This is a genomic window from Terrabacter sp. RAF57, from assembly GCF_052113925.1.
Taxonomy (GTDB): domain Bacteria; phylum Actinomycetota; class Actinomycetes; order Actinomycetales; family Dermatophilaceae; genus Terrabacter.
Window position 1 is genome coordinate 49,391 of record NZ_JBFRDT010000007.1, and the last position, 19,731, is coordinate 69,121.

At 74.1% G+C, this 19,731-nt stretch carries 19 protein-coding genes; 4 read left to right on the top strand and 15 right to left on the bottom strand.

What is annotated here, in order from left to right:
• The first annotated feature begins 75 nt into the window (after positions 1 to 75).
• Positions 76 to 489 (top strand): RidA family protein, encoded by a 414-nt coding sequence (locus AB4Y83_RS10775; protein ID WP_442274091.1) that lies wholly within the window; start codon positions 76 to 78, stop codon positions 487 to 489.
• Here AB4Y83_RS10775 and AB4Y83_RS10780 read toward each other — a convergent pair.
• From AB4Y83_RS10780 to AB4Y83_RS10805, 6 genes are all read right to left on the bottom strand, one after another.
• On the bottom strand, positions 482 to 1,648 hold the full coding sequence (locus AB4Y83_RS10780; protein ID WP_442296865.1) for a VWA domain-containing protein: 1,167 nt from the start codon (positions 1,646 to 1,648) through the stop codon (positions 482 to 484). The genes AB4Y83_RS10775 and AB4Y83_RS10780 overlap by 8 nt on opposite strands.
• On the bottom strand, positions 1,645 to 3,870 hold the full coding sequence (locus AB4Y83_RS10785) for a DUF5682 family protein (protein ID WP_442296866.1): 2,226 nt from the start codon (positions 3,868 to 3,870) through the stop codon (positions 1,645 to 1,647). The genes AB4Y83_RS10780 and AB4Y83_RS10785 overlap by 4 nt, the downstream gene beginning before the upstream one ends.
• A gap of 4 nt (positions 3,871 to 3,874) precedes the next feature.
• Positions 3,875 to 4,972 (bottom strand): ATP-binding protein, encoded by a 1,098-nt coding sequence (locus tag AB4Y83_RS10790; RefSeq protein ID WP_442296867.1) that lies wholly within the window; start codon positions 4,970 to 4,972, stop codon positions 3,875 to 3,877.
• Positions 4,969 to 6,489 carry a DUF5691 domain-containing protein gene (locus tag AB4Y83_RS10795; protein ID WP_442296868.1) on the bottom strand — a complete coding sequence of 507 codons (1,521 nt, stop codon included), beginning with the start codon at positions 6,487 to 6,489 and terminating at the stop codon, positions 4,969 to 4,971. The genes AB4Y83_RS10790 and AB4Y83_RS10795 overlap by 4 nt, the downstream gene beginning before the upstream one ends.
• Positions 6,486 to 7,793 (bottom strand): SWIM zinc finger family protein, encoded by a 1,308-nt coding sequence (locus AB4Y83_RS10800; protein ID WP_442274096.1) that lies wholly within the window; start codon positions 7,791 to 7,793, stop codon positions 6,486 to 6,488. The genes AB4Y83_RS10795 and AB4Y83_RS10800 overlap by 4 nt, the downstream gene beginning before the upstream one ends.
• A gap of 102 nt (positions 7,794 to 7,895) precedes the next feature.
• Positions 7,896 to 8,150 carry a MerR family DNA-binding transcriptional regulator gene (locus tag AB4Y83_RS10805; protein WP_442274097.1) on the bottom strand — a complete coding sequence of 85 codons (255 nt, stop codon included), beginning with the start codon at positions 8,148 to 8,150 and terminating at the stop codon, positions 7,896 to 7,898.
• A 142-nt stretch (positions 8,151 to 8,292) separates the two neighbouring features.
• Here AB4Y83_RS10805 and AB4Y83_RS10810 point away from each other — a divergent pair, with 142 nt between their 5' ends.
• Entirely contained in the window at positions 8,293 to 8,985 is a 693-nt protein-coding gene (locus AB4Y83_RS10810; RefSeq protein ID WP_442274098.1) for an SDR family NAD(P)-dependent oxidoreductase, read from the top strand.
• Here the strand turns inward: AB4Y83_RS10810 and AB4Y83_RS10815 are convergent.
• Entirely contained in the window at positions 8,975 to 11,176 is a 2,202-nt protein-coding gene (locus tag AB4Y83_RS10815) for an acyltransferase family protein (RefSeq protein WP_442296869.1), read from the bottom strand. The genes AB4Y83_RS10810 and AB4Y83_RS10815 overlap by 11 nt on opposite strands.
• Entirely contained in the window at positions 11,145 to 12,422 is a 1,278-nt protein-coding gene (locus tag AB4Y83_RS10820; protein WP_442296870.1) for an MFS transporter, read from the bottom strand. The genes AB4Y83_RS10815 and AB4Y83_RS10820 overlap by 32 nt, the downstream gene beginning before the upstream one ends.
• 71 nt (positions 12,423 to 12,493) lie before the next feature.
• Here AB4Y83_RS10820 and AB4Y83_RS10825 point away from each other — a divergent pair, with 71 nt between their 5' ends.
• Entirely contained in the window at positions 12,494 to 13,423 is a 930-nt protein-coding gene (locus AB4Y83_RS10825) for a LysR family transcriptional regulator (protein WP_442274101.1), read from the top strand.
• Here AB4Y83_RS10825 and AB4Y83_RS10830 read toward each other — a convergent pair.
• The 7 genes from AB4Y83_RS10830 to AB4Y83_RS10860 all read right to left on the bottom strand — a co-directional run bounded on the left by AB4Y83_RS10830 (position 13,407) and on the right by AB4Y83_RS10860 (position 18,458).
• Positions 13,407 to 13,583, bottom strand: coding sequence for a hypothetical protein (locus AB4Y83_RS10830; RefSeq protein ID WP_442274102.1), 177 nt, complete (start codon positions 13,581 to 13,583; stop codon positions 13,407 to 13,409). The two genes, AB4Y83_RS10825 and AB4Y83_RS10830, sit on opposite strands and share 17 nt — an antisense overlap.
• A 102-nt stretch (positions 13,584 to 13,685) precedes the next feature.
• Positions 13,686 to 14,354, bottom strand: coding sequence for a cobalamin B12-binding domain-containing protein (locus AB4Y83_RS10835; protein WP_442274103.1), 669 nt, complete (start codon positions 14,352 to 14,354; stop codon positions 13,686 to 13,688).
• 153 nt (positions 14,355 to 14,507) lie between these two features.
• Entirely contained in the window at positions 14,508 to 14,750 is a 243-nt protein-coding gene (locus AB4Y83_RS10840) for a hypothetical protein (protein WP_442274104.1), read from the bottom strand.
• 61 nt (positions 14,751 to 14,811) lie between these two features.
• Positions 14,812 to 15,804 carry a hypothetical protein gene (locus AB4Y83_RS10845; protein WP_442274105.1) on the bottom strand — a complete coding sequence of 331 codons (993 nt, stop codon included), beginning with the start codon at positions 15,802 to 15,804 and terminating at the stop codon, positions 14,812 to 14,814.
• A 172-nt stretch (positions 15,805 to 15,976) separates the two neighbouring features.
• A complete protein-coding gene (locus AB4Y83_RS10850) occupies positions 15,977 to 16,297 on the bottom strand; it encodes a DUF2853 family protein (protein ID WP_442274106.1) in 321 nt (106 codons plus the stop codon).
• Between the two features lie 109 nt (positions 16,298 to 16,406).
• Positions 16,407 to 17,405: a peptidoglycan-binding protein gene (locus AB4Y83_RS10855; protein ID WP_442296871.1), complete on the bottom strand. Its 999-nt coding sequence runs from the start codon at positions 17,403 to 17,405 to the stop codon at positions 16,407 to 16,409.
• Positions 17,406 to 17,462: 57 nt separating this feature from the next.
• Positions 17,463 to 18,458 (bottom strand): ArsR/SmtB family transcription factor, encoded by a 996-nt coding sequence (locus AB4Y83_RS10860; protein WP_442296872.1) that lies wholly within the window; start codon positions 18,456 to 18,458, stop codon positions 17,463 to 17,465.
• A gap of 58 nt (positions 18,459 to 18,516) precedes the next feature.
• Between AB4Y83_RS10860 and AB4Y83_RS10865 the strand changes: the two genes are divergently transcribed.
• Positions 18,517 to 19,725: a hypothetical protein gene (locus tag AB4Y83_RS10865; protein WP_442296873.1), complete on the top strand. Its 1,209-nt coding sequence runs from the start codon at positions 18,517 to 18,519 to the stop codon at positions 19,723 to 19,725.
• Positions 19,726 to 19,731 lie beyond the last annotated feature (6 nt).

Genomic DNA, 19,731 nt, shown 5'->3' on the forward strand with positions numbered 1-19,731 from the left:
CCTCGAACGCTACGCCCCCGGCCAAGGGCGTGCTCCGCGTCCGGAGCCACGGGCCCTCCCGCTACCGTCCTGGGCATGAGCCGACCCACCAGCGCCGTGCGCCTCATCAGGGCCGCCGCGCTCACCGACACCGCGCCCTACGCGTATGCCGCGACGACCGACGCCGGCGCCCGGCTCCTCTTCACGGCGGGAGCCTGCCCCCTCGACGAGTCCGGTGCGACCGTGGCTCCCGGCGACGTCGCGGCCCAGGCCCGGCAGTGCGTGGACAACCTCGTGACCGCTCTCGACGCCGCTGGCGCCACGCTGGGCGACGTCGCCTACACGCGCGTCATCGTGGCGACCACCGTGCGGGAGGACCTCGTGGCGGCGTGGACCGTCGTCCACGACGCCTTCGGCGAGCACGAGGTGCCGAGCACCCTGCACGGCGTCACCGTCCTCGGCTACCCCGACCAGCTCGTGGAGATCGAGGCCGTCGCCGCGCTCAGGTAGCCGGCTCGGCCTCGTGGGTCGTGACGATGTCGTGGGCCGCGGCCCAGGCCGTGATGTCGCGCTTCTCGATGGCCGTGGCCATGAGGTCGGGGAACTGGTCGGGCGTGCAGGCGAAGGCCGGCACCCCGACGGCCGCGAGGGCCGAGGCGTGGTCGGCGTCGAAGCTCGGCCGGCCCGAGTCGCTGAGCGCGAGCAGGGCGACCATCGTCGCGCCGGACGCGACGATCGAGGATGCGCGTCGGACCATCTCCTCGGCGATGCCGCCTTCGTAGAGGTCGCTGATGAGCACGAGGATCGTCTCGCCCGGCTGCTCGATGAGGCCCTCGCAGTAGGCGAGCGCCTGGTTGATGTCGGTGCCTCCGCCGAGCTGCACGCCGAAGAGCACGTCGACGGGGTCGTCGAGCTCGTCGGTGAGGTCGACGACGGCGGTGTCGAAGACGACGAGGCGGGTCTCGACCGACCGGAGCGAGGCGAGGACTGCCCCGAAGACGCTGGAGTAGACGACGGACTCGGCCATCGAGCCGGACTGGTCGATGCAGAGGATGATCCGCCGCTCGACCCGGTGCGCCCGCCGGGCGTGACCCACGAGCCGCTCAGGCACGACGGTGCCGTGCTCGGGCTGGTAGTGCTTGAGGTTGGCCGCGATGGTGCGGTTCCAGTCGATGTCGGACGCCTTGGGGCGCCGGGTGCGCGACGCCCGGTTGAGCGCGCCGGAGACGGCCTGGACCGTCTCGGAGCGGAGCCGCTCCTCGAGCTCGTCGGTGACGACGCGGACGACCGCCCGCGCCGTGGCGCGCGACCGCTCGGGGATGACACGGCCCAGCCCGACGAGCGTCGTGACGAGGTTGACGTCGGGCTGCACGGCCTCCATGAGCTCGGGCTCGAGGAGCAGCTGGGTCAGGCCGAGGCGGTCCATCGCGTCGTGCTGCATGACCTGCACGACCGACGACGGGAAGTAGCCACGGATGTCGCCGAGCCAGCGCGCGACGCGCGGCGCCGACGCCCCCAGACCGCTACGGCGCTCGCCGTCGTAGAGCTCGCGCAGGGCCTCGTCGCGCTTGAGGTCGTCGGGGTCGAGGCTCGCGCCCTCGCCGATGCCGTCGGACTGCTCGCCGCCGAGGACGAGGCGCCAACGGGTGAGCCGATCGCGGTCGGTCATGACGCCACCTCCATCCCGAGCAGTCGGGCGACCGCGGCGAGCGCCGGTGCCGCCCGGTCGAGGTCGAGCGAGTCCGTCGACGACGGGGTCGTACGCGTGCCGCTCGCGAGGTCGCGCAGGTGCGTCCCGATGAGGCGGCGTTCGGCGGGCTGGTAGCGCGAGAACGTCCGGCGCACGAGGGGCAGGAGGTCCTCGAAGGCCTCCTCGGACGCGCCGACGAGCCACTCGTCGATGATCGAGAGCAGGTCGTCGCCGTGGATGAGGAGCAGCGCCTCGCCGGTGAGGAAACCGTCGAGCCAGGCCGCGGCGGCCGGGGCCGGGGTGCCGGGGGAGAGCCGGCGGCTCAGGCGCGCGGCCGCCTCGTCGTGCGTGAGGTGCCCGCCGTCGAGCAGCAGCCGGTTGACGCGTCCGGCGACGGCGCCGTGGATGACCTCGTCGCGACCGACGGTCACGAGCGCCTCGGTCCACGGGTCGCGCAGGTCGTGGCGGTCGACGAGCGCCACACCGCGGTGCGCCGCCTCGACAGCGGTGCGCATGGCGGCCGCGCTGTCGTCGTCGAGGCTCGAGCACGCGGCGCGCAGCCCGACGGACGCACGCACGACGACGGTCTGGAGCACGTGCGCCACGTCGGCGACGTCGACCCCGCGCACGTCGCCGTAGCGGCACGTCCGCGCGAGCGGCTCGACGGTCTCGAGCAGGGCCTGGGTGTCGTGCTGTCGGGCCGTGCGCTCGGCCAGCGCGGCCACGACGGCGCGCAGTCCCTCCGGCAGGTCGGCGAGCAGGCACTCCTCGATGAGCCGCCCGAGGACGCGGAGGTCGGCCGCCTCCCGCGCCTCCTCGGCGATGCGGGACTCGGCGGCGCTGCGGACCGTCGTGCCGTGGAGGCTCGCCTCGATGACGGCGACGGCGAGCTCGGGTGTCCACTCGAGCTCCCAGGCCTCCTTGAAGGTGCCCGTTGTGCGGCCGGCGTCGACCTGCGTGCCCCACGGGACGTCGAGGACCGCGAGTCGGTGCAGCAGCACCGACCGGGCGAGCTGGGACTCGCGGCGGAGGTCGAGCTGCACGACCGTCGAGGTCGCGGACGCCTTGAGCCGCAGCGTCTTCTGCTGCTTCGCGAGGTCGCCGGCCAGCGGCACCATCGGCGTCGACTCGGGCACCCGCCCGAGCAGCTCACCGATGACGAGGGTGCGGTCGACGAGCCGCAGGGGGAGGTCGGAGCCCTCCGTGAGGACCGCCCGGGCCGCATCGGTCAGCTCGGCGAGCCCGACCGACGGCCTGCCCCGCACGGCGGCGAGCGCGCCCGCGAGGCGGGTCGCCTCGACGACCGAGGCGGTCGACGCGTCGAGGTCCTGGTCGCGCAGGGCCCGGGCGACGCGGACGAACCACGACGGCACGACCTCGTCGTCGGGGGTGACGAAGAGGTGGTGGTACCACCCGGGCGAGCGGACCCCCGCGCCGTAGCCACTGGCATACGACAGGCGCTCGGAGCTCCACGGCGCCCACGTGGCGGCGACCTTGATCTTCGGCAGCCTGCTCATGAGCGCGTTGTCACGACTGGCGGGCGGGAAGGAGGCCGGGTCTAGAGCTGGGGCGTGGTAGGCGCCGCAGATGACAGCGATGCGCTCGCGACCGCCCCGCATCTCGGCGCGGATCACCTTGCGCATGAAGGTCTCTCGGCGCGCGTCGTCGTCGACCTCGAGGTCGCCCCGGATCCCCTCCATCGCCTCGCGCAGGTGGGCGAAGTGGGCGAGGGACGAGGTGCGGCGGTGCTCGACGGCGTCCTCCCACCAGCGCTCGGGGTCGTCGTAGCCGGCAGCCGACGCGAGGGCCGAGATGGGGTCGAGGCGACGGCCCGGACGACGCGGAGCGTCCCCGGCGTCGCTGTCGGCGAGGTGGTGCGTCGCGGGCAGGTCGGCGAAGCGGACGTCGACCCCGTGCTCGAGCGCCCACTTCAGCGCGACCCACTCGGGGGAGAAGACGGCGAACGGGTAGAACGCCGCCCGCCTCGGCTCGTCGACGGCGTAGACGAGCCCGGCCACCGGCGGCACGAGGTCGGGGTCGGCGGCGAGCGGGATCAGCGCGTCGAGCTCGGGCGGCCCCTCGATGACGACGACGTCGGGCAGCAGCTCGTCGAGGGCGCGCCCGACGGAGCGTGCGGAGCCCGGGCCGTGGTGCCGTACGCCGAGCACCTCGACGCGGACGTCCAGCCCACGCACGCTCACGGGCTCAGCCGAGCTCGCGGCACGCGCGGTAGAGGTCGGTCCACTCGGTGCGGTCCTTGACGACGGTCTCGAGGTACTCGTGCCAGACGATGCGGTCCTGGACCGGGTCCTTGACGACGGCGCCGACGAGGCCGGCCGCGACGTCGTCGGCCCGGACGATGCCGTCGCCGAAGTGGGCCGCGAGCGACAGCCCGTTGGTCATGACCGAGATGGCCTCAGCCGTCGACAGCGTCGCCGAGGGTGACTTCACGGTGGTGCGCTGGTCGGCGGTCACGCCGGAGCGGAGCTCGCGGAAGATCGTGACGACGCGCTCGATCTCGGCGAGGGACTCGAGCCCGGGCGGCAGCTCGAGCGAGCGGCCCAGGGAGTCGACGCGGGTGCGGACGATCTCGACCTCCTGCGCCAGGGTGTCGGGCAGGGGCAGCACGAGGGTGTTGAAGCGGCGCTTGAGGGCCGACGAGAGGTCGTTGACCCCCTTGTCGCGGTTGTTGGCGGTGGCGATGACGTTGAAGCCCTGCTGCGCCTGCACCTCGGAGTCGAGCTCGGGGATCGGCAGGTGCTTCTCCGACAGGACCGTGATGAGGGCGTCCTGGACGTCGGCCGGGATGCGCGTCAGCTCCTCGATGCGCACGAGGGTGCCGGTCTCCATGGCTCGCATGACCGGGCTCGGCACGAGCGCGCCGCGCGTCGGCCCCTCGGCGAGCAGCCGCGCGTAGTTCCAGCCGTAGCGCAGCGACTCCTCGGGCGTGCCGGCCGTGCCCTGGACGATGAGGGTCGACGAGCCGCTGACGGCGGCCGCGAGGTGCTCGCTGACCCACGTCTTGGCCGTGCCCGGGACGCCGAGGAGCAGCAGGGCCCGGTCGGTGGCGAGGGAGGCGACGGCGACCTCCATGAGCCGTCGTGACCCGAGGTACTTCGGCGTGATCTCGGTGCCGTCGTCGAGCGTGCCGCCGAGGAGATAGGTCGTGACGGCCCACGGTGACAGCCGCCAGCGCGGAGGGCGGGGGCGGTCGTCGGAGGCGGCGAGGGCGGCCAGCTCGGCGGCATGCGCGTCCTCGGCGTGGGCGCGCAGGACCGTGGTGGGAGATGGTGATTCGCTCATCTGAAGGCCTCGGTGATCGATCGCTTGACGGAGTGGAACTGGAGCAGGTTGCGCAGGTTGGTCGTCAGGGTCTGGTCGGCACCGCTGGACTCGAGCCAGCGCTCGACGGCGTCGAGCGCGGCCGGGTGCAGCCCGGCGACGAGGTAGGGCATCGTCGCGACGACGATCGCCGAGCCCTGGGGTGCGGCGCGCAGCCGGGACACGAGCGCGACGCTGTAGTCGGCCGACCACGGGGGCTCGACGGCCGCGATGACGGCGGCCGCGTGGTGCGGCTTGGTGCTCGTGGCGTCGACGCGCCTCAGCACGGCTCGCTCACGCAGCTCGCGCGGGAGGGCGGGCACGAGCGTCGGGTCCCAGCCGCCGTCGAGGAGCGCCGCCGCCCACTCCGGGTCGCGTCGGACTCGCACGGCACGGCGTATGCCGGCCAGCGCGTCCGTCGCCTGCGCGTCGGTGAGGCGCTTGACCGTCGCCACCGGACCGGCGCCGGTCAGCTCGGCCCAGAGCTCGAGCGGGGCGCCGGCGCAGAGCTGCTCGAGCCACCAGCCGCGGGCGGAGCGGCGCGGCGGGGGCTTGCCGAGGCCGTCGYGCACGGCGGCGGGGTCGGGCTCGTCGGGCAGGGTCACCTCGACGGCGCGACCGAGCAGGCCGGCGCGCCGCACGAGCGGTCGCAGCCGTGCGGCCATGCGCGTGGCCCGGGCCGAGCCCGGGAGGGCGTCGAGCAGCTCGGCCGCCAGCTCACGCACGCTCGAGGCCCGGTCGTCGAGAGCGTCCTCGAGGAGCGGCTCGTCGTCGGGGCCGAGGGCGATGCGCAGGGCGTCGAGGTGTGCGCGTCGGTCGCGCGCCGCGTCGGTGGCCCAGGTGGAGCGGACGAGCTCGCGCGCCGCAGCCGGGTCGTGGGCCCGGACACCGGCGAGCACGGTCACCCGGTCGGTCGAGGGCAGGCGGGCCCAGTCGTCGCCCCGCGGCGCGGTGCCGGTCCGGCGCGAGGCGGTGCGGGCCTCGGCGCCCGCGGAGGCGTCGGCGACCCACGACCACTCGTCGCGCAGCCCGGCGAGCCAGCGGCCACGCTCGTCGAGCACCGCGGCCGTCGGGCGCCGCAGCTCGCGCGCCCCGGTGGCGAGCGCGAGCAGCGTMGAGAGCAGGGCGTGCGGCACCCGGCAGCCGGCGTCGTCGGCGGCACCCAGCCAGTGCGCGAGCAGGGCGCTGCGCTGCTGGGCCCCGGCCGGGGGCTGGGTCATGACGAGCTCGAGCAGCTGGACGGCCCGGCGCGGAGCCACGGGACGCCGGTCGTCGGGGGCGGCTTGCGGTGGGTCGGCGTGGTCGAGCCGGCGCCCCGCGCGCAGGGCCGCGCCGCCCAGCGCGGCGGCGTCGAGGAGGGCCTCCTCGCGGGAGGACTCGCCGGAACGTCCCAGGACACCGGCCCGCCCGAGGTCGGGCAGCGGGGGCGCCGGCCGGCGCGCCGTGCCCAGCAGCGCGGCGTTGCCGACGTCGCGCCACCACGTGTCGAGGTCGCTCACAGCCCGACCACCTCGCCGTCGAGCACGACCGTGAGCGGCCGCAGGCGGGTCTCCTCGAGCTCGCCGAAGACGCGCGCCGGTCCGCCGCCGGTCAGGGCGAGCAGCGACCACACGTCGGCGTCGTCGGTCAGGGAGACGCTCGAACCCTCCGCGTCGACGACCCGGTCGACTCCGACGCGCACGTCGGACAGGACGACGGGGATGCGGCGCGCCCACGGGTTGCGGCCCCAGGTCTCGGCCGCCGCCGACCGCGCGTCCTCGAGGGACGCGCCGGACGGCATACGCACGTCGCCGTCGGAGACGGTGGGCTCGTCGACGAAGAGGGCCCGCCGCACGGCGGCACCCGGGTAGCGCGCCAGCGTCGCGTCGAGCCCGGATCCGACGACGCGCGCGACCGGCAGCACCTGGCCCCCGGCCGCGAAGTCGAGCACCTGCACCGTCTCGCCGGTGGCGCTCCCGCGCAGCCACGTGCGCTGCTGCTGGAGGCGGCCGTCGTCGCTGCGGTGCGCGCCGAGGACGAGCCAGCGGTCGGTCACCGCGTCGGCCCGGCGCACCGACTCGGTGCTCGTCGACCAGCCGAGGTAGGCGCGCAGGTCGCCGAGTCGGGCCTCGTCTAGCGACTCGCGTCCGGACCAGGCCCGGGTGGCGGTCCACCAGCGACCGAGCGCGACGAGCAGGCGCTCGGCCCAGTCGGGGCGACCGCTCACGGCGCCGCCGACCGAGCGCACGTCGTCGGCGAGTCCGGGCAGCTGGGCGTCGACGAGGCGCGCGGCCGTGCCGTCCCACCACGCGTAGGACTGGTGCCGTGCGGCTGCCGTGCCGCTGCGCGCGAGGTCGGTGAGCCACCGCGCGAAGTCGTCCATGCCGTCGTCCATGAGGGCGAGCCGCTCCTCGAGGCGCTTTGCCGCGGCTGCGGGGTCGGGGGTCCTCGCCGGGCGGGCGGCGTCCCCGGCGGCCTTCGCCTCGGCCCGGGCCGAGCGCTCGGCGGCCCACTCCTGGGCGAACCCGGCCACCTCGGTCGCCTCGGCGACGGACCCCGACCCGTCGACCCAGAGGAGCAGGAGCGCGAGCCCGTGCTTGCACGGGAGCTTGCGGCTGGGGCACGAGCACCGGAACGCGGGCCCGGTGAGGTCGATGCTCACCTGGTAGGGCGTCTTGCCCGAGCCCTGGCACTTGCCCCAGAGCAACGTCTCGGTGGAGCCGGTGTCGGACCACGGCCCGGGGCGTGCGAGCCTCCGGGCAGCGGCCAGCGACGAGGCGTCGGGAGCCAGACCGGCCACCTGCTGGGAAGTCCATCGCGTCATGACTCGCACATCATGACCGACACCTCCCACACCCGTGGGCGGAGCGCCGTATGCCGTGTCGCCGTTTGCCGTGCCGCCGCGTGCCGGGTCGCGCGCGTGCGGTCAGGCGTCGCCGGTCGAGCTGCGGCTGCGGTCGGCGTCACCCTCGCGGAGGAGCCGCTCCAGATGCGCCATGACGCTGGCGCGCTCGAACCGCCGGTGGCCGCCGGGCGTCCGGGTGGAGGTCAGGAGGCCCACCCGGGCCCAGCGGGTGATGGTGGCCGGAGAGACCCGGAAGATCCGGGCGACCTCGTGCGGAGCCATGAGCTCCCGCGCATTGCCGTCGTGCCCGCGGTCGGACGAGTGTGCTGTCGCCATGGTGCTGCCCCCGTGTCCCCTGTGCGCTGCGTCCCCCGACGCGCGATCGACCACAACATACCCACCTTCGCAGCCGTGAGTCGGCGAAGCGAGGGCCGAAGCGCACCTTCCGGCCGGCCGTTCGCCGGGTGATGATGGCCGGGTGACCGACCTCGCCTCTGCGCACGTCCTCGTCCTCGGCGCCACGGGCGGCCTCGGCAGCGCGATCGCGAGGCGTCTCGTGGCGTCCGGCGCCCGGGTCACCCTGTCCGGTCGGGACGGAGCCCGTCTGGAGGCGCTCGCCGACGAGCTCGGCACCGCCGTCGTGACGGTCGTCGCCGCCGACCTGACGATACCCGACGGACCGGCCTCGGTCGTGCGTGCCGCGAGTGCGGACGCAGCTCTCACGGGGGTCGTCAACGCCGCCGGTGTCGTCGCGTTCGGCCCGGTCGAGGACCTCGACGACGACACCCTCGACGAGGTGCTCCTGCTCGACCTCGTCGCGCCGATCCGCCTCGCCCGTGCCGCCCTCGCGGTCATCCCGGAGGGTGGCTTCCTCGCGCAGGTGAGCGCCGTCGTCGCCGAGAAGGCGATGCCCGGGATGGCGGCCTACAGCGCCGCGAAGGCGGGGCTCACCGCCTTCGACGCGGCTCTCGCGACCGAGCTGCGGCGGCGACGCATCCGGGTCCTCGACGTCCGTCCGCCGCACACCGAGACGGGTCTGGCGACCCGACCGGTCGCCGGCGAGGCGCCGAGGCTGCCGCAGGGGCTCGACCCCGACGCCGTCGCCGAGCGCGTCGTGCGGGCCCTCGCCGACGACGAGCGCGACCTCCCGTCGACGGCCTTCACAGCCTGACGCCGGAGGCCCTGAGCAGATGGGCGAGGTCGGGGGCGAGCTGGCGGGCGTACTGCACCGACGTGTGGAGGTAGTCGCCCTTGAGCACCGTCCCGGTCGTCGTCGTGAAGATGGGGCACCGTCCGTCGACGCAGTACCAGTGGGTCGTGTCGACGAAGACGGCGTGCTGCACCTTCTTCTCGACGTTCCGCGTGCGCGCCCACCACGTCGGGATGCCGGTGACGCACCGTCCCGGCGACCCGCCCGGCCGGTAGCAGTCGAGGAACGCGACGCCCGGCATCGACGGCGCGACGATGACGACGGTGCCGACGCTCCCGCGCACCGCGTCGACGAACGCCTGGTCGGCGGCCAGCCACTCCTTCGCCGAGGCCGTGCCCTTCGCGTGGGACCTGAGGCGGACGGCCCACGAGTACGTCTCGGTCATGATGAGGACCTTCGGCTTCACCTTCCGCACGTAGTCGAGCACCATCTTCCGGTGGTCGACGCAGGGGAGCGCCCACTCGTCCTTGCCGTAGTCGGCGTCGACGCCGTTGACGGCACAGGCGATCTTCGTCATGCCGCGCACCTTGTAGGTCCTGCCGTAGGCCTTCTCGACCGTCGCGAGGAGCGGGAAGCCGATGGAGTCGCCATAGACGATGATCTCGGGCCCGGCGAGGTTGCCGAAGGTGCACGACTCGGGGTCCTCGGCGTCGGTCGCCGTGCAGGCGCTCATCGCGGCGCGCTGGTCGGCGGTCGTCTGCCACTGGTCGGGTGAGGGATTGAGGTCGGCCGGCCACGACCCCGACGCGAGGGCGCCTCGGAGCCCGTCCTGGATGCGGGTTCCGCTGGCGCCCAGTGGGATCGGCGTCCAGCTCGTGGCCGTGGGCGTCGGCGTGGAGGCCGGCATGGAGGTCGGCACGGGGGGCGTCGTCCGGGTCGGTGGGCTGGTCGTCGCGGTGGGCGTCGGCTCGGGGGTCTGCGCCGTCGGAGCGGGCACCTCGCCCTCCGGAGGTGGGACGGCGCCATCGGGGTCGTCGGCCGCGACGACGGTGCCACCCGCGAAGAGGTCGGGTCGGGCCGACGCCGCCCCGCCGACCCCGACGACGAGGAGCACGAGCGCCAGGGCGGCGGCCACCATGCTGCGACGCCGCACGCGTGGCGCGTCGAGGACCGGTCGCTCGACGAGGTGGTGCGAGATGACGGCCAGCGCGAGCGTCGCCGTGAGGACGATCGCCGCGCTCGTCGCCCCCGTGGTCGTCAGCACGACCGGGGCGAGCACGACGAGCGGGAAGTGCCAGAGGTAGAGCCCGTAGGAGATGTCGCCGACGTAGCCGCTCACCGGGTTCGTCAGCAGCACCGCTCGCGGTGCCGGCGCACCGATCCCGGCGACGAGCACGAGCACGGTGCCGACGGCGACCCCGAGCGCCGCCGGCCAGGGGACGCCCGTGTCCGGCGTGGCGAGGACGTATGCCGTCACGACCGTCGCGAGGCCCGCCCACGAGAGTGCGGTGCGGGTTGCGGGAGCCAGCCGGACGGCATACCGGGGCACGGTGGCGAGCGCGGCGCCGAGCGCGAGCTCCCACGCGCGGGTCAGCGTCGAGAAGTAGGCGGTCGTCGGGTCGGAGGAGGTCGAGGCGGCTGCCCAGACGAGGGACGCGACGCCGACGGTCGCAGCGAGGCTGCCGATCGCCACCCGGTGTCGGCGCACACCTCCCGCGACGGCGACGACGAGCACGACGAGCAGCGGCCAGACGAGGTAGAACTGCTCCTCGACCCCGAGTGACCAGTAGTGCAGGAGCGGCGAGGGCGCCGACCCGGTATCGAAGTACGTGTCGGCGCGGGCGGCGTAGTGCCAGTTCGCGGCGAAGAGCATCGCCCACAGGGCATCCGTGTGGATCGAGGCGACCTTGGCACCCGCCCACGCCCACGGCGCGATGGCGACGACGGCGGCGATGACGAGCAGGGCGAGCGGCAGGATCCGTCGAGCCCGACGGATCCAGAAGTCGCGCAACGAGATCCGTCCGGTGCGGTCGCGCTCGCGGACGAGCACCCCGGTGATGACGAAGCCGGACACGACGAAGAAGGCGTCGACTCCGAGGTAGCCGCCGCTCGGCCAGCCGAAGAGGTGGAAGGCGATGACGGCGGTCACGGCCACGGCCCGGAGGCCCTGGATGTCCGCCCTACGCGGTCCCCCCACCGGACCGTCGCTCATGCGGGACAGCATGCACCGCGCGAGCCTCCTGGGAGACGGTAACGCGGGTGCCGATCCGATCGCGGCCGGGCAGGGCGGTCAGGGCGAGCGCCAGGGCGAGCGCGGCGAGCACGACCACCGCGCCCACGACGGCGCGCCAGCCGGGTCCCGACCACGCGTAACCGAGCAGCCAGCCGACGAGGGCGGACCCGCTGTAGTAGGCGACGTTGTAGAGCGCGGTCGCCTGGGCGCGCCCGGTCGTCGCCCGGGCGCCGACCCAGGCGGAGGCCGTCGCGTGGGCGGCGAAGAAGCCGGCCGTGAGGACGAGGAGGCCGACGACGACGACGGGCAGCGCGCCCGACAGCGTGAGCAGGGCGCCGACGGCCATGGTCACGGTGCCCGAGACGAGCACGCGCCGCCGCCCGAGACGCGGCACCCAGCGGCCGGTGAGGCGCGAGCTGACGGTGCCGGCGGCATACGCGGCGAAGATCAGCGACCCGACCGTCGCGGGCAGCGCGAACTCCGGGCCCTCGAGCCGGAAGGCGAGGTAGTTGTAGACCGCGACGAAGCCGCCCATGAGGAGGGCCCCCTGGCCGTAGAGCGCCAGCAGCGCCGGGTCCCGCAGGCTCGTGCGTATGCCGTCCACGACGGTCCGCGCGGTGGCTGCGGTCGTCGGTCGGTAGCCACGCGCCCGCGGCATGAGCCGCAGGAAGACGACCGACGCGACGGCACACACGGCGGCCACCGTGAGCAGGGCCGGGCGCCAGCCGACGACGCCCGCGAGCGGTCCGGCGATGAGCCGCCCGGCTGCACCACCGATCGTCGTGCCGGAGATGTAGGCGGCCGCAGCCGCTGCCGTGTGGCGGGCGTGCACCTCGTCGTGGAGGTAGGTGACGGCGAGCGCGGGCAGCCCACCGAGGGCCATCCCCTCGACGAGGCGCAGGGCGAGCAGGGCCTCGATCCCGGGCGCGAGCGCGACGGCGACGCCGAGCACGGTCGAGGCGACGATGGCCACCTGCATGGCGCGCAGCCGACCGACGCGGTCGGCGATCCACGACCATGGCAGCACCGCGACGGCGACGCCGAGGGTCGCGAGCGAGACCGACAGGGCCGCGTCGGCGGGGCTGACCTCGAGGCCGCGCGCGAGGGTGGGCAGCAGCCCCTGCGGTGAGTAGAGCTGCGCGAACGTCGCGATGCCGGCGGCGCCGAGCCCGACGAGGATGCGGCGGTACTCGCGGCTCGCGGGGAGGTGTCCGGCCCAGGTCATGCGCTCGACGCTAGGTCGGTCAGGTCGTGCGCACCAATGCATACCAAAGGCGCGACTCATACGATCAGAGCATGAGACCTGCCGAGTTCCGGGCTGTCGTGCGGCTGCTGCCCGTCTTCGTCGTCGTCGCGGAGGTCGGCCAGGTGACGACCGCGGCCGCCGTTCTCGGCATGCCCCAGCCGACCGTCAGCCGGGCCCTGGCCCGCCTCGGGGACCTGCTCGGCACCCCCGTCGTCGAGCGGGACGGGCGCGGGATCGCCCTGACGGCGGCCGGACGGGCGCTGCTGCCCTTCGCGCAGGAGGGGGTGGGTGCACTCGAGCGCGGTGTCGACGTCGTGACCGGGTCGAGCGTCGTCGGGCACGGCACGGTCGGTCTGTCGTTCCAGACCCTGCTCGGGGAGGCCGTCGTGCCGGCCCTCATCCGCCGTTTCCGCGACCGCTTCCCGGGGGTGCGGTTCGAGCTGGCCCAGGGCTCACGGCAGAAGGCCCTCGACGACTTCGAGGCCGGCCGCTGCTCCGTCGCGCTCGTCGCGTCGCCACCGTCACTGCCCGGTGCGTCGACCACGGTGCTCTACGACGAGCCCCTCGTCGTCGCCGTACACCGGTCGCACCCGGCCGCCGGGGCTGGCTCGGTCTCCGTCGAGCGTCTGGCCGCCGACGGGGGCGACGAGCTCATCGTCCTCAAGACCGGCTTCGGCCTGCGTGGCCGCGTCGAGGAGATCTACGCCGACGCCGGGGTGCCGCTGCGCGTGGCCTTCGAGGCCGAGGATGTCCACACCGCAAGGGGACTCGTCGGTGCAGGGCTCGGCGTCGCCATCCTCCCGGACTTCGCCCCGGAGGGCGACGTGGTCCCTGTCCGGCTCGACCACCCGCAGGCGCAACGGACCATCGGCGCGATGGTGCGCAACCCCGCGCACGACCCGACGATCGCGGCCTTCGAGGAGTTCGTGGGCCGGTCGGGGCGGCCGGTGGCGCTCGCCGCGCTCAGCCGGCCATCCTGACCACGATGGTGATGAGCCCGGCGACGAGGAGGGCGGCGGCGGCGATGCCCGCGAAGACGAGCCCGATGCGCTGGTCGCGCCCCGTGCGACCGGGTCCGTCCACGGCCTCCGACCCGACCTGGTCGACGAGGTGCTGCGGGCCGTTCGGTCCTGCGTTCATGGGAGCTCCATCGGTCGGGTCCTGCGGGTCACGGTGCCTGGGCACGGCAAACGAGCCTATCGCCGAACAGGTCACGCGCGCGGTGGGCAGGCCGGCCTGTCGTCAGACAGCCGTGGACTCGTCGATCTGCGTGGAGGACTTGCCGAGGGCCTCGTGGAGGGTGCGGGCGCCGCGGACGGGATCGCCGTCCAGGCGGGTCGCGTGGCACAGCTGGGCGACCTCGTCGGTGGCGCCAGCCGCGGCGAGGTGTACCGGTGTGGACGTGGCGACGCGGCGCAGCGCCGGCGCGTGGGCGGCGAAGGCGGTGGCCCGGCGTGCCGCGACGACGACGACCTCGGGCTGGAGCGTCCGGCAGGTGAGGGCGAGCTCGGCGGAGGGCGTGTCGGCACCGAGGTAGCAGGTGCGCCAGCCGAGGCGAGAGAGCACGATCGAGGTGGCCATGAGCCCGAACTCGTGCTGCTCGCCGGGCATGCAGGCGAGCACGGCGAGGGGGCCCTCGGGTCGTTCGTCGGCCCCCATGAGAACCGAGAGCCGCGAGCGCAGGACGTTGCTCGCGAAGTGCTCCTGGGCCACGCCGATCGACCCGGCCGACCACCGTTCACCGAGCTCGTGGAGGTAGGGGAGCACGACGAGCGAGAGGGCGTCCTCGACGCCGAGCTCGTCGAAGACCTGGGTCAGGGTGCGGTGCCCGCCGGTCTCGTCGAACGCCTCGAGCGTCTGCTCGAGGTGGTTCATCCACTCGCGGGGCGTGGTGCGGCGCGGCGTCGGCATGGCGGGATCCTCGCGGGTGGGACGGGGACCCGGGACGTCACCCGGGTCCGAACTGACGCAACGTACCCAGTGGGGCCGTCCTCCCCACCAGCCGTGACCGAATCGTGGCCCGGCGTGCCGGACCACCCCTGCGAGCAGGCTCGACGGGTGGCGCTAGAGGTCGCTCATCATCGAGACGGAGCACGACCCGGCCCGCGTGGGCACGTGGTGCGGCGCCGACACCGAGGGCAGGCGCACGTCGGCGAGCGATGTCGTGACGACAGGGGCGGCCGGGGCCACCGTCCGGGGTGCGGCGACGGCCGACGATCCGGCCAGGGCCGTGAGGGCGACGAGTGCCGAGCCCGCGACGGCGGTCAGGGCGCTGCGACGGGTCAACCTGCTGCGGCGCGTGTCCATCTGTCCAGTGTGCGCCCGTCCGGCCGCCGGGTCCATGGGGACCCGACGGCATACGTCCTCGTCATCGGGCCGGGAGGCGGGTGACCCAGAAGGGGGCCGTGTCGGGTGAGGGGATCCCGAAGCGGGCGTTGACGACCCACAGCGAGCCGAGCGCGGCCGTGGCGGTCGACGGCACGTCGAGCCCGGCGTCGGTGAGCGTGGCGACCCACCGACCGCGCAGCTCGCCGGCGTGGGTCCGGAGTCGCACGACGCTGACGTCCTGAGGGCCGCTCCCGCGCACGTTGTAGAGGGTCCGGCCCACGAGCTCCAGCCCGTCGCCGCTCGTGATCGGCGGTCCACCGGTGACGGCGATCCGGCGGGCGACGCCGGAAGCCGGGTCGACCTGCCAGAGGCCACCCACGCGGCTGTGGTTCAGGAGGATGGGCCCGTGGGGCAGAGTGCGGATCCCGTTGGCGTTGAAGGTGTTCGGAGGACTGGTCGGCCAGTCGCCGATGAGGTTCACGAACTCGGCCGGGGCCCCGGACGGGCGGCCGTGGCGGGTGAGTCGCACGATCGTGAGGCGGTCGACGTTCGAGTCGGTGGCCCACACGGCGCGACGGGTGACGACGAGGTCGTTGAGGAAGCCCGCCCCGGGGACCACGGTGTCGCCGACGACGGCTCCCGACCGGGCGTCCACGGCCCAGACGTGTCCGACGGCGCCGAGCGAGCCCACGGCCCAGACGAGCCCGGTGCGGGCGTCGAAGTAGAGGCCGCGCAGCGACCGTCCGGCCTCGGGGGCGAGAAGGGTGCGGACGGCTCCGGTGCGGAGGGAGCCCGTGACGATGCGGCCGTCGGCGACGGAGCCGACGTAGAAGGTCGGTCCCGGCCCGGACGTGATGCCCTCAGGGCGGGTCCCGATCGGTAGGTCGATGCGCGAGGGGAGGTGGCCGCGGCCACGGCCCTGCTCGGCGGAGGCGACGGGAGCGGTCAGGGCGGTGACGGCGACGGCAGCAGCCGAGCCGAGGACGAGGCGACGCGAGGGAGTGCCATGGTGCACGGCGTTGTGGTTGTCCATCCTCCATGGTGAGCGGACGACCGACCCGAAATCGAGGGGCGGCCGGTGAACCTTTGACCCGGGTGTGTCGTTGCACCCGGGCCGCCGCCCCGGAAGCAGCACGTATGCCGCCTGGCCCGGCCAGGCGGCATACGTTCGTCCGCGTCCGGAGGGACGCGGTCAGCAGCGGAGGTCAGCGGAAGAGGTCGAGCTTCCCGTGCTTCTCGGCCAGCAGGTAGTAGACGGTGACGCGGTTCTTCGTGCGGTCGCCCTTGAGCGTCTGCCCGACCTCTGCCAGGGAGGCGTCGAGATCGGCGTCGGAGTCGGTGAGGCCGAGCTTCTTCTTCATGAATCCGTCACGCACGCGGTCGGTCTCGCTCTTGTCGCTGAACGACACCAGTGCCGAGTCGCGCTTCTGCAGCGCGATGCCGCAGTGCCGGACAACGCCCTTGATCGCGGCGTCGTCGGCGTCGGGGGAGTACTTCTTGACGTCAGCTGCCCAGTCTTCTGCCATGTGCCGTGCCCCTCTTCGTCGAATGGCGTGAACACCGCAGACGCTAGACCTGAAACCGCTGCCGGAGAAGGGTCCTCGCTGGGAAGTTCCGGGGAGAACCGTCCGCTCGTCAGGCGGTGAGCATCGCCCAGGTGCGGGCGCCCACGACACCGTCGGCGGTGAGGCCCCGGGACTGCTGGAACGCCTGCGTCTTCGTCGCGGTCATCGCGCCGAAGACGCCGTCGGCCGTGAGGGTGTAGCCCCGGTGGGTCAGCAGCTTCTGCGCGGCGACGACGGCCTGGCCGCTCGAGCCGCGCTTGACGGAGACGACGAGCGCCGACCACGTCTTCGGTCCGACGACGCCGTCGGCCGTGAGGCCCTTGGAGCGCTGGAACGAGATGACGCGGCTCTGGGTCGTCGGTCCGAACGAGCCGTCGACGGTGAGGCTGAACCCGCGCTGGCGCAGGAGGTGCTGGATGGCCGTGACGCGGAAGCCGCTCGCCCCTCGGTCGACCGTGGTCCAGGCGATCGGGGCGGGCGTCGGGGTGCCGCCACCGCCGCCGATCCGCCGGGCGAGGGCCGCGAGGCGAGCATCCCCGGGGCGGACGTTGATCTCGAAGTGCATCTCGTCCTTGCGGCCCGAGTAGTCGCCGCCCCAGCGCACGACTCCGTTGCAGGAGTTCAGGATCGAGCGGATGTGCGATCGCTGCGTCGCCGTGAAGGTGCCCGACCTGCCGAGCGGGTGGCGCGGGGCGTTGAGGTCGATGGCCGTGCCGCTCGAGTGGTTCGACAGGGTGGTGCTGCCCGAGATCGGACGGTAGCTGTGGCCCCAGCACCAGCCCTTGACGAGCCCCTCGACCTCGCTGTTGAAGCGGCGGGCGACGTAGCCGAGGACGACGTGTGCGTCACCACGGCGGACGCCGGCCGGGAAGGTCGCGGCGCCGACGGCCAGGGTGGCGAGCGGGACGGTCGACGACGAGCCGGCGGGCCAGCCGTTCTGGGACGTGGCGGCCTGGGCGGCGGTGGCCGTGGCCGCGACGAGTCCGCCGCCGATGAGGAGGCCGCCCGCGCCGCGGATCAGTGTGCGGCGCCCGACGGCGGGACTGGTGGTTTCGTGGAGCTCACACATGACTACCCCTGAGCGTGTGTCGGTGGCGTGGACGCGGGCGCGTCCGCAGCGCCGACGCTAGGGGCGAGCGGCGTTGCGGTACATGGGGAGAACTCCCCGACCGGAGGCCACGAGGGCGTCGCCCAGGGCGGTGCGCCAGTAGAGCACCTCGCGTCCCGACCGTCGGCGCAGCACGGTGCCCGAGGCGAGCAGCACCTTGAGGTGGTCGCCGACCGAGCCCAGCGGCATCCCCGTGCGGCCCACGAGCGCGCTCGTGCTCGACGGGCCGTCGAGGGCGCGCAGCAGCCGTGCGCGAGCGCTGCCGACGAGGCGCTCGAGCCCGTCGTCTGCCTGGCCGTCGACCTCGGCGAGGGCTCCGGTCACGGGGTAGTAGATGGCGTAGCGACGGGGGAGGTCCCAGCCGACCCACGTGGCGGTCCCGTGGGCGGGCACGAAATAGAGGTCGGCGTCGTCGTCGAGGACGCGCGAGGGCAGGTCGTAGCGGTTGATCCGGAGCTGGCCGTCGCCGAGCCACTCGCGGTCGCGGCCGAGGTCGCGCAGCACGGCGGCCCAGCCGTGGGTCGCGAGGCGCGCCGTCCGCGACACGATGTCGGCACGCAGGATGCGCTCGCGGCGGCCCCAGTCGCTGGCGAGAGCGTGCGTCCACACCCACTCGAGCAGCTGGGCCGCCTGCTCGGCCGTGCCCGGTCGGCTGAGGATGCGGGGCAGCGACGCCTCGGGGGTGCTCTCGCGCAGGTAGGCGCGAACTCGCTTGTCCCCCAAGGCTCGCACGTCATCGACCTCGTCGGCGAAGCTGCGTCCCGGACCGTCGGGCGGGAGTGCGAGCCAGTCGGAGATCCATCCCGTGCGCCAGCTGTGGTCGAGGACGGCACGCCGCACGGGGTGCTCTGCGAGCATCGCCTCGAACGACTCGCGGTGCGCGGCGGCGAAGGCCCGCCCCGCGGCGTCGCTGGGCCGCACGAGGTCGTTGAGGGCGGCGACCGTCTCGATGCGCGGGGACACCACGAAGCGGCTCCGCGCCAGCAGGTCGGCCGAGATCCGCCATGTCCCCATGTTTCGCCTCCCTCCGAAAGATTAGCGCCTCGAGCCGCGAGTCGTCAGGGTGGAGCGAGTGAAGACCTACCGCCAGCTGTTCGCCATCCGTGAGTTCCGGGTCCTCTTCCTCGTCCAGTGCATCAACATCGGGGCGTATGCCGTCGCGTCCCTCGCGCTCGGCACCATCACGTTCGCGGCCACGGGGTCGCCGGTCCTGACGGCCCTCGCGATGTTCGGCGCGCCGCTCATGCGCATCGTCGGCCAGACCCTCTTCGGCTCCGGCTCCGACCTCGTCCGTCCGCGCACCGCGTTGGTCCTCGTCTTCACGACGACGATGGTGAGCGACCTGCTCCAGGCGATCCCGGGGCTCGGGTGGGGTTGGCGCTTCGCGCTGCTCGCCGTCGGCCCGCTCATCACCTCGGCGCTCGGCGGCAGCATGATGGCGCTCGTCTCCGACATCCTCCCGCCCGACGGCTTCATCCTCGGCCGGGCGACGATGAACATCGCGGTCGGCGGCATGCAGATCGTCGGCTACGGCATCGGCGGTCTGCTCCTCATCACCTTCACGACGACCGAGCTCTTCCTCGGCTCGGGTGTGGCGCTCCTCGTCGCGGTCGTGCTCCTACGTCTCGGCCTCGCGGACCACCCGCCGCGGCACGCGGCCACCTCTCTCGTGCGCCGCACCCGCGAGGTCAACCGCGCCCTGCTCGGGTCGCGCGTCATCCGTCCGCTCTACCTGACGTTGTGGGTGCCCAACGGGCTCATCGTCGGGTGCGAGGCACTCTTCGTGCCGTTCGCGGGCGAGCGCGCGGGCTACCTCTTCGCCGTCACCGCGGCGGGGATGCTGCTCGGCGACGTCGTCGTCGGGCGCTTCCTCGCCGTGGCCGTGCGCGACCGGCTCATCGGCCCGCTGCGGCTCCTGCTCGCGATCCCCTACCTCGCCTTCTTCGCCGTCCCGTCGCTTCCGTATGCCGCTGCGCTGGCCTTCGTGGCGTCCGTGGGCTACTCGGCGAGCCTGCCCCTGCAGGAGCGGCTGGTGACGCACACCGACGCGCAGGCGCGAGGCCAGGTCTTCGGGCTGCAGGGCACGGGCCTCATGGTGGGCCAGGCCCTCGGGGCGCTGCTCGGGGGCGTCGTCGCGACCGCGCTGGGGATGGGGCCGGTCGCGGCCGCGCAGGCGATGGGCGTCATGGCCGTCGCCTCGGTGGTCGTCTCGGTCGCCCTCACCCCCGGTCTGCGCCGGTCGCGACCCGGGGTCGCCGTGCGCGAGGGCGCGCCGGCCTGACCGCCT